Here is a 9,160-nt window from a genome sequence, read left to right as displayed (position 1 = left end):
GCCGATGGAGGCGGCGCCCCCGTCGACCCCGGTGTTGAGGAACAGCACGCCCATGCCGGTGACGATCAGGGTGACCAGGCCCCAGATGGTGGCCCGGGGGACGTCGCGGGCCGGGTCGTGCGACTCCTCGGCGGCCAGGGGCAGCTCCTCGATGGCCAGGTAGAACCAGATGGCGAACGGGATGGCCGGGAAGATGCCGCCGATCCCCTTGGGCAGGAAGCTGGAGCCGCCCTCCTCGGGCGGGATGTTGGTCCAGAGGCTGGTGTCGAGCTTGCCCGACAGCAGCACCGAGACGAAGAAGAAGCCGAGGATCCCCAGGGCGAGGATGTTGATCACCACGGTGAACCGCATGGTGGCCTCGATGCCGATGATGTTGATCCACACGAAGACCACGTAGAAGACCGCCCACCAGGTCACCGGGCTGTTCCACCAGGGCGAGCCGGCGAGGTCGAGCAGCCCGGCCATGATGTCGTGCATCAGGAAGCCCATCGCCCCCACGACCACGGCCGGGGTGATCACGTACTCCATGTTCTCGGCCAGCCCGGTGATGAACCCGCCCCACGGGCCCATGGCCGAGCGGGCGAAGGAGTAGGCGCCGCCGGTGTGGGGCAGGGCCGGCGACATCTCGGCGATGCTGAAGCACAGCCCGAAGTACATGATCGTGATGACCGCCGTCGCGAGCAGCAGCCCGCCGAACCCGCCGGCGTCCAGCCCCAGGTTCCAGCCGTAGAAGTCGCCCGAGATGACGGCCGCCACCCCCAGCGACCACAGCGACCAGAAGGCGGCGTGCCGCCGCAGCTGGCGTTTGCCGAAGTAGTCCTCGCCGGCTTCCTGGTAGCTCACCGATCCGACTTTGCGTCGCTCCTGAGCCACGCCACAACCCCCTTACGGTCGGAAGTTGTCTGACATTACTTCACGCTGCCGGGATCGTAAGTGGGTGGTCGAACCGAGTCAAGCTCCTTGACCCTGGCTGAGTTGTCTGACGTATACTCCTCGCCAGAATGCAGAGGCCACAGCGGGGAACCGGGGCGCGCCTACGGCTACGCTCGGTCTCGGTCCAGGACGAGCTCAAGCAGCGGATCGACCGGGGAGAGCTCCCCGCCGGCACCCGCCTGCCCTCCGAGCCGGAGCTGGCCGCCGAGCTCCAGGTGTCGCGGGCGACCCTGCGCGAGGCGCTGCGGGCCATGGAGCTCGAGGGCCTGCTCCGGCGCCGCCAGGGCTCGGGCACCTTCGTCGCCTCCCACCCCCGGATGGCCAACAGCCTGGACGTGAACTTCGGGGTCACCGACGCCATCCGTGCCGCCGGCATGACCGCCGGGATCGCCTCCGGGCGGCACTGGGTGGAGCCGGCCTCGGCCGGCGAGGCGGCCCTGCTGGAGCTGGAGCCGGGCCAGGACGTGCTGGTGATCGAGCGGGTGCGCACCGCCGAGGGCAAGCCGGTGGTGCTGTCGCGCGACGTGTTCCCCAGCCGGCTCCTCGACCGGCACCCGGGGGCCGCCGAGGACATGATGGAACGTTCGATCTACGACGTCCTGGAGCGGGAGCTGGGTGTCGTCATCAACCACGGCGTGGCCCGGTTCCGGCCCGTGCGGGCCGACCACGCCGTGGCCGGCCGCCTCGGCGTGCCCCGCGGCGAGCTCCTCCTCTACCTGTGGCAGGTCGACTACGCCATGGACGGCGCCCCGGTGCTCTCATCGCACGAGTTCCACCTCGCCGACGCCTTCGACTTCACGGTGGTCAGGCGGGGTCCCGGAAGGAGGTTCACATGACAGCACAGGCCACCACGCAGGTGGGCACCGCGATGCGCCTCAAGCGGGTGATCGACCCGGCCGGGGTCTCGATCATCTGCGCCCTCGACCATGGCATGACCTCGCCCACGTTCCTGGAGCCGCTGGCCGACATCGGCGGCCGCACGGCCGAGGTGGTGGCCGGCGGCGCCAACGTCATCATGATGTCCAAGGGCATGATCCGCCTCGCCCAGCCGGCGTTCGCGCCCACCACCTCGCTGGCCCTGCTGCTGTCGGCGTCGGCCAACCCGGGCGACCCCCAGCCCGAGATCGTCCAGATCGCCGAGGTGGGGGAGGCCGCCCGCCTCGGGGCCGACGCCGTGGTGCTGTTCACGGCGCTGGGCGGCGCCTCCGAGGCGGGGATGATCCGGACCCTGGCCGGGATCGGCCGCGAGTGCGCGGCCATGGGCATGCCCCTGATCGCCGAGGCCGAGTTCCCCACCACCTACGCCGCCGTCGAGCAGCTCAAGGAGCAGTACGGCTTCGAGTACCTGCGGCGCAACGTGCGGCTCTGCGCCGAGCTGGGCGCCGACATCGTCAAGACGAACTGGCCGGGCGACGGCGACTCCTTCGCCCGGCTGGTCGAGGCGGCCGCCGGCATCCCGCTGGTCCTGGCCGGCGGGTCGCGCCTCGGCGACCGGGAGCTGCTGGCTCGGATGGAGGCGGCCACCGCGGCCGGCGGCATCGGCTGCTCGGTGGGCCGGAACATCTTCATGCACCGCTCCCCGGAGGCGATCACCCGGGCCCTGTCGCGGGTGATCCGGGAGCGCTGGAGCGCCGACAAGGCCTACGCCGAGCTCCAGGAGACCGCGCCGGAGGAGCCGGCATGAGGGCCGCGTTCATGACCGGCCGGCAGCAGGTCGAGGTCCGGGAGACCGGCGAGCCGGCCCTCGACCCGCGCGGGGCCGTCCTCCGGGTCGAGGCCTGCGGGATCTGCGGGACCGACGCCCGCACCTTCGCCAACGGCGACCCGCGGGCCCCGGCCCCCTGGGTCCTCGGGCACGAGCCGGTCGGGGTGCTGGAGCGGGTCGGGCCCGACGCCGCCCTCCCCCCGGGGGTGGAGGCGGGCGGGCGGGTGTTCCTCGGCTCCATCCTGACCTGCGGCGAGTGCCTGCAGTGCCTCGACGGCCGCCAGAACCTGTGCGAGCAGCACCTCCTCTACGGCTACGACCCGTTCCCCGGGGCCTACGCCGAGCTGGCGGCCGTGCCCCCGATCGCGGTCAAGAACCTCATCCCCCTCCCCCCCGACCTGCCGTCGGAGCTGGCCACCGTCGTCGACCCGTTCGCCTGCGCGTTCAACGGCATCGAGGTCCTTGACGTCGACCTCGGCGACACCGTGCTGATCCTCGGCGCCGGGCCGATCGGCTGCTGGCAGGCGGTGATGGCCCGCGACCGCGGGGCCAGCCGGGTGTTCCTCTCGGACGTGAACCGCCAGCGCCTCGACCTGGCCCTGTCCGCAGTGGGCGGGTTCGTGGACGACGCCTGGGTCGCCGGCACCGACAACGGCCTGGCCGCCCTGCTGGAGCGGACCGCCGGGCTGGGGGCCGAGCGGATCAGCGTGGCCGCGCCCTCCAAGCAGGCCCAGCAGGCGGCCCTGGAGATGGCGGCCAAGCGGGCCCGGGTGGTCTACTTCGCCGGCCTGCCCAAGCACGACCCGGTGAGCCCGCTCGACATGAACCAGCTCCACTACAAGGAGCTGGCCGTCCTTGGCGCCTACGGGGCCACCCACCGCCAGTACCGGATCACCATGGACTACCTCAACCGGCGGCGGAAGGAGCTGGCCCCGGTCGTCACCCACCAGTTCCCCCTGGAGCGCATCGACGAGGCGTTCGAGACCATCCGCTCGGGCACGGGCCTCAAGATGGTCGTGGTCCCATGAACGGGCCCTACGTGATTGGCTGTGACGTCGGCAGCCAGGGGACCAACGCCGCCCTGTACGCCGCCGACGGCCGCCTGGTGGCCTCCGCGTACGAGGCCTACGACGTCTCCTTCCCCCACCCCACCTGGGCCGAGCAGGACCCGCGGCTGTGGACGGCCGCCCTGGAGGCGGCCATCCCCCGGCTGCTGGCCCAGGTGCCGGAGGGACCGTCGGCGGTCAAGGGGCTGTCGTTCGGGTCGCAGCTGGACGGGATGGTGGTGTGCGACGCCAAGGGCACGCCGCTGCGCCCGGCCATGATCTGGATGGACCGGCGGGCCGAGCCGCAGGCGGCCGCCGTCGCCGCCAAGCTGCCGCCGGCCGACTTCTACCACCACACGGGCGCCAACCTGGACTCCTCCCACGCCGTCTTCAAGGCCCTGTGGGTCCGCGACGAGGAGCCCGAGGTGTTCGCCGAGGCCGTCCACCTGATGCCGCCGGGCTCCTACGTGCTCCGGGAGGCGGCCGGGGTGCTGGCCGTCGACTGGTCCAACGCCTCCTCCCTGGCCCTGCTCGACCCGCGCACCCGGACCTGGTCGGCGCCGGTGCTGGACGCCGTCGGTGTCGACCCGGCGACCCTGCCGGAGCTGGTCCCCGGGACCCAGCCGGTTGGCCCGGTCACGCCCGGCTTCGCCGAGCGCACCGGGCTGTCGCCGGCCACGGTGGTGGTCGTCGGCTGCGGCGACGAGATGGCGGCCACCCTGGGGGCCGGGGTGTTCGCCCCCGGCGAGGTCTGCGACGTCGCCGGCACCGCCGAGCCGGTCTGCGCCGCCTCCGCCGGCCCCGGCGAGGACCCGGCGATGCTGGTCGAGTGCCACCCCCACGCCGACCCCGACGTCTGGCTGCTGGAGAACCCCGGGTTCGTGTCCGGGGGCAACTTCCGCTGGTGGCGGGACCAGTTCGCGCCCCTGGAACGGGCCGAGGAGGCCGGCGGGCGGGGCGACGCCTACGACCTGCTGACCGGCCCGGCGGCCGACATCCCCCCAGGGGCCGAGGGGCTGGTGTTCCTGCCCTGCATGCAGGGGGCCATGGCCCCCGAGTGGAACGGGGCCGCCCGCGGCGTCTTCTACGGCCTCACCCTCGCCCACACCAGGGCCCACATGACCAGGGCGCTGCTGGAGGGCAGCGCCTATGCCCTGCGCGACATCCTCGAGGGCATGGGCAACGCCGGCCTGGAGGTCCGCCGCCTCACGATCGTCGGCGGCGGCGCCAAGGGCCCCCTGTGGCGCCAGATCAAGGCCGACGTCACCGGCCTCCCGGTCCGCGTCCCGACCAGCGTCGAGACCACCGCCACCGGCGCCGCCATCCTGGCCGCGGTCGGCGCCGGGGTCCATACGACCGTGGCCGAGGCGGTCGACGCCTTCGTCGCCTACCAGCCCGACGAGCACGTGCCCGACCCCGAGCGCCACCAGCGCTACAGCGAGGCCTACGGCCGCTACCGCGAGGTCTACTTCGCCCTGAAGCCGGTGTTCGAGCGGGGCTGACGGATTTGCCGTGAACCTCGGACCTGGCTAGGCTCCGCGCGGTGTTGCCTGCCCCGCCCCTGGAGGTACCCATGCGTCGCCTTCGGCTGGCGCTTTGCCTCGCCGCGGCCCTGCTGCTCTGGGCCGCCCCGGGATACGGCGCCGAGACCCTCACGATGAACTGCCCCGTCTGCGACCACGTCGACGTCGCCGGCGCCGGCCTGGAGCCGAACGCCAGGCTGACCCTGGTCATCCGCGACGTCCGCACCGGCCAGAAGGTCACCCCCGACATGCCGGTGGTGGCCGACGCCTCCGGCGAGTTCGAGCGTGAGATCGACCTGGACCTGTCCCGGCATCCGGCCCTCCTGGCCGACCTCTACGAGAAGAACGGCACCACCCTGGTCCTGGCCGCGCACACCAACGCCGAGGCCCCCGCCCACTGCAAGCGTGACGTGTCCCTGCCCTACACGGGCGCCGGCACCGGGCCGGCCGCCGCGGCCGGGACCGGCCTGCTGGTCGCCGGCGGCCTGCTCCTGCTGGCCGGGCGGCGCCGCCGTCCGGGGTTCGCGGTATGGTCACGGAGGCCATAGCGGATCGGCAGGTCCTACCAAAAGGGGGCTCGCGGTGTTCGTCCAGGTGATCCAGGGGCAGGTGGCCGACGCGGAGCAGGTCCGGGCGGCGTTCGACCGGTGGGACCGGGAGCTGGCCCCCGGCGCCACCGGCTGGCTCGGCTCGACCGCCGGCGTGACCGACGACGGCCGCTTCATCGCCCTGGCCCGCTTCGAGTCCGAGGAGGCGGCCCGGCGCAACAGCGGCCGGCCCGAGCAGGACCGCTGGTGGGCCGAGACCGCCCGGCTGTTCAGCGGCGAGGCCAGCTTCACCGACAGCGACGACGTGGTCGTGGACGTCGTCGGCGAGCCCGGCGACGCCGGCTTCGTCCAGGTCATGCGGGGCCGCGGCACCGACCCCGACCGCGCCCGGGAGCTGATGGCCCAGGACTCGTCCGAGTGGGCCGACTTCCGTCCCGACATCCTCGGCAGCGTCGCCGTCCTCCACGACGGCGGGGCCTACACCATGGCCATCTACTTCACCTCCGAGGAGGAGGCCCGCGAGGGCGAGCGCAAGGAGCCACCCCCCGAGCTCCGGGCCCAGATGGAGGAGATGGACGCCCTCAGCGCCGGCGTGCCCGAGTTCTTCGACCTCAGGCAGCCCTGGCTGTACTCGCCGCGCTGACGGTCAGGCGACGGTCACGACCACGCCCTCCTGACGGGCCCGTTCGGCGGCGAACACGGCCAGGTGGGCGGCCAGCGACTCCCGGGGGCCGGTGAGGACGTGGGCGCGGTCCCCGGTGGCCACGGCGCGGACGAAGGCGTCCATCAGCCCCCAGTCGCCGCCGCCGTGGCCGCCGCCGGCGGTGGCGTCCCCCGGGGGCCGGGCGGACAGGACCTCGGTCGTCTGGGTGAGGAAGTCATGGACCCGGACAGTCTCGCCGTCGCCGTCGAGCTCGCCGCGGGTGCCGAACAGGCGGGTCCGGCGGTGGCCGCCGGCGTTGAAGCCGGTCATGGTGAACGTGCCCGTGGGGCCGCCGTCGAACTCCATGGCCACGACCTGGTGATCGACCACGTCGTTGTCGCACGCCCAGACGCAGCGCCCGTAGGGGCCGTGGCGCAGGGCGGCCAGAAGGTCGGCCCGGGTGTAACGGTCGACGACGGCGTCAAGCGGCCAGCCGGGGCCGGACTCGAGGCGGCTGAGGTAGAAGCGCACGGCCGAGTACGGGCAGGTCGGCTCGACCACGCAGTCGAGGCAGCGGTCGGCGGCGCCGGCGGGCCGGTGCTCGGGCCGGAAGTGGCTGAGCCCGCCGAAGCTGGCCACCCGCCGGATGCGGCGGCCGACGACGTACTGCAGCCAGTCGAGGTCGTGGCAGGACTTGGCCATGAGCATGAAGGTGGCCGCGTCCTGGCGGCGCCAGGGGCCGCGGACATAGGAGTGGGCCTGGTGCAGGAACCCGACCGGCTCCAGGTGCTGGACGGAGAGCACCTGACCGAGCCGTCCCGCGTCCACCACCTGCTTCACCAGGGCCGTGTAGGGCGTGTAGCGCAGGACGTGGCAGACGGCCAGGATCACGCCGGCCCGCTCGGCCGCCTCGACGATCCGCCGGCAGCCGGCCTCGGTGGTGGCCATCGGCTTCTCGAGGAGCACGTGGTAGCCGAGCCCGGCGAAGGCGATCGCCGGCTCGACGTGCATGGCGTCCTGGGTGCAGACGAGGACGGCGTCGGCCGTCCGGCCACGGCCGGCCAGCTCCTGCCAGTCGGCGAAGACCGCCCCGGCGGGGAGGCCGTGGCCGGCGGCGAAGCGGACCCGGCGGGCCTGGCGGGGCTCGGCGACCGCGACCACCCGGGCCCGGTCCGGGTTGGCCAGCACCCAGTCGCCGTGGGTGGTCCCGCGGTTGCCGGTACCGACGACGGCCAGGGTGACGGGCGGCATCGCGGCTCCTAGGCGCCGGCGCCCTCGGGCAGGGCCCGCAGGTCGGCCGGGGTGGGCAGGGACGCCTGGGCGCCCGGACGGAGGCAGGCCGCGGCCGCGACCCGCGCCGCCCGCCGGGCCGCGTCCTCCAGGGCGGCGCCGGCGGCGAGCGCGTCGGCCAGGCCGCCGCAGAAGGCGTCGCCGGCAGCGGTCGTATCCACCGCCCGGACGGGGACGGCGGGGACGTGGCCGGCGTCGCCGTCCTCCACGACCAGGGCACCGTCGGCCCCCAGCGTGACCACCACGGCCCGGGCCGGGAGCCGGCCGGCCAGCTCCACGGCCTCCGCGACCGTCGCCGGGACCGCCCCGCCGGCCAGCTGGGCCAGCTCGACCCGGTTCGGCACCAGCACGTCGACCCGGCCGAGCAGCTCGGCGGGGAGCTCGCGCACCGGCGCCGGGTTGAGCACCACCCTGCCCCCGGCCGTGCCGGCGGCGGCGGCCACGGCGGCCAGCGGGACCTCCAGCTGGAGGAGCGTCACCGCCGCCGCCCGCAGGGCCGGTCCGGCCTCCTCCACGTCCTCGGGGGTCAGCCGGGCGTTGGCGCCGGGGCTGACCACGATCTGGTTCTCGCCGTCGTCGCCGACGGTGATGAAGGCCGTGCCGCTGGGGACGCCGGCGACGGCGCGCACCTGGGAGGTGCCGACCCCGTCCGCCTCCAGCGCCGCCAGCAGCTCGCGGCCGGCGGCGTCGTCGCCGACCCGGCCGACCATCGCGACCCGGCGCCCGAGCCGGGCCGCCGCCACCGCCTGGTTCGCCCCCTTGCCGCCGGGGTTGCGGAACACGTCCTCTCCCGAGACCGTCTCCCCGGGGCCGGGCAGCCGGGCGACCCGGACCACCAGGTCCAGGTTGAGGCTGCCAACGACCGCGACCTCGGGAGCGGCCGCGACGAAGCACTCGGCGTCGAGCACGATCAGCGCCGCCTCGACCTCGCCGACCAGCCGCTCGAACGGCACCCGAGGCAGGTGGTAGTCGGGGTGGCGGAGGAAGCGGGCGGGCGCGCCCCCGTACCCGATGGCCTCCGGGAAGGCCCGCTGCTCGCCCTCCCGGACCCGAGCAGGTAGGAGTCGTCGTCGTCGGGGTGGGCGAGCATCGTGACCAGCCGGACCGTCACCGGGCCGCCCCGCCGGGCGGCAGGACCACGATGCCGTAGACGCCGGCGTCCTCCAGCACCCCCCGGGCGCGGCCGCCCGCCGGCGGCGCCAGCGCCGCCCGCCTCGTAGGTCCCGGCGATCCGTACGTCGAAAGGGTTGGCAGGCACGGCCGCAGCATGGCAGCCGCGGCAACCGGCCACCATCGATTTCGCGCATTCGGCATGCCTGGCGACGCGCCGACCGCGAGTTGCAGGTCGATCCGGTCATGTCTCCGGGCCGGCGGTGCCGGAGAGCCAGCGGGCCAGCCACCGCTCGAGGCCGTCGAGGTCGGTGCCGGCGGCGCGGTAGCCGACGTGACCGTCGGGCCGGACCAGGTAGTGC

11 protein-coding genes are annotated in these 9,160 nt (G+C 74.3%); 6 read left to right on the top strand and 5 right to left on the bottom strand.

Going from position 1 to position 9,160, the window contains the following annotated elements; all coding sequences use genetic code 11:
- Nucleotides 1-843, bottom strand: an 843-nt coding sequence (locus VF468_21775; protein ID HEX5880919.1) for an amino acid permease, incomplete at its 3' end; no start/stop codon positions are given.
- A 158-nt stretch (nucleotides 844-1,001) separates the two neighbouring features.
- Here VF468_21775 and VF468_21770 point away from each other — a divergent pair.
- The 6 genes from VF468_21770 to VF468_21745 all read left to right on the top strand — a co-directional run bounded on the left by VF468_21770 (nucleotide 1,002) and on the right by VF468_21745 (nucleotide 6,398).
- Entirely contained in the window at nucleotides 1,002-1,769 is a 768-nt protein-coding gene (locus tag VF468_21770; protein ID HEX5880918.1) for a GntR family transcriptional regulator, read from the top strand.
- Nucleotides 1,766-2,617: a hypothetical protein gene (locus tag VF468_21765; GenBank protein HEX5880917.1), complete on the top strand. Its 852-nt coding sequence runs from the start codon at nucleotides 1,766-1,768 to the stop codon at nucleotides 2,615-2,617. The genes VF468_21770 and VF468_21765 overlap by 4 nt, the downstream gene beginning before the upstream one ends.
- Nucleotides 2,614-3,666, top strand: a complete 1,053-nt coding sequence (locus VF468_21760) for an alcohol dehydrogenase catalytic domain-containing protein (GenBank protein HEX5880916.1) — start codon at nucleotides 2,614-2,616, stop codon at nucleotides 3,664-3,666. Before VF468_21765 ends, VF468_21760 begins: the two co-directional genes overlap by 4 nt.
- Entirely contained in the window at nucleotides 3,663-5,186 is a 1,524-nt protein-coding gene (locus VF468_21755; protein HEX5880915.1) for an FGGY family carbohydrate kinase, read from the top strand. The genes VF468_21760 and VF468_21755 overlap by 4 nt, the downstream gene beginning before the upstream one ends.
- A gap of 71 nt (nucleotides 5,187-5,257) precedes the next feature.
- Nucleotides 5,258-5,755 carry an LPXTG cell wall anchor domain-containing protein gene (locus VF468_21750; protein ID HEX5880914.1) on the top strand — a complete coding sequence of 166 codons (498 nt, stop codon included), beginning with the start codon at nucleotides 5,258-5,260 and terminating at the stop codon, nucleotides 5,753-5,755.
- Nucleotides 5,756-5,789: 34 nt separating this feature from the next.
- On the top strand, nucleotides 5,790-6,398 hold the full coding sequence (locus VF468_21745; protein HEX5880913.1) for a hypothetical protein: 609 nt from the start codon (nucleotides 5,790-5,792) through the stop codon (nucleotides 6,396-6,398).
- A 3-nt stretch (nucleotides 6,399-6,401) separates the two neighbouring features.
- Here the strand turns inward: VF468_21745 and VF468_21740 are convergent, their stop codons facing one another.
- The 4 genes from VF468_21740 to VF468_21725 all read right to left on the bottom strand — a co-directional run bounded on the left by VF468_21740 (nucleotide 6,402) and on the right by VF468_21725 (nucleotide 9,153).
- Nucleotides 6,402-7,649, bottom strand: a complete 1,248-nt coding sequence (locus VF468_21740) for a Gfo/Idh/MocA family oxidoreductase (GenBank protein HEX5880912.1) — start codon at nucleotides 7,647-7,649, stop codon at nucleotides 6,402-6,404.
- 8 nt (nucleotides 7,650-7,657) lie between these two features.
- Nucleotides 7,658-8,641, bottom strand: a complete 984-nt coding sequence (rbsK, locus tag VF468_21735; protein HEX5880911.1) for a ribokinase — start codon at nucleotides 8,639-8,641, stop codon at nucleotides 7,658-7,660.
- Between the two features lie 154 nt (nucleotides 8,642-8,795).
- Nucleotides 8,796-8,957 carry a hypothetical protein gene (locus VF468_21730; protein HEX5880910.1) on the bottom strand — a complete coding sequence of 54 codons (162 nt, stop codon included), beginning with the start codon at nucleotides 8,955-8,957 and terminating at the stop codon, nucleotides 8,796-8,798.
- Nucleotides 8,958-9,042: 85 nt separating this feature from the next.
- Nucleotides 9,043-9,153 (bottom strand): hypothetical protein, encoded by a 111-nt coding sequence (locus tag VF468_21725; GenBank protein HEX5880909.1) that lies wholly within the window; start codon nucleotides 9,151-9,153, stop codon nucleotides 9,043-9,045.
- Nucleotides 9,154-9,160: the final 7 nt, after the last annotated feature.

This window comes from Actinomycetota bacterium (assembly GCA_036280995.1).
Classification (GTDB): domain Bacteria; phylum Actinomycetota; class CALGFH01; order CALGFH01; family CALGFH01; genus CALGFH01.
The sequence above is the reverse complement of the archived record's forward strand: the minus strand, read 5'-3'. Positions and strand labels throughout refer to the sequence as shown.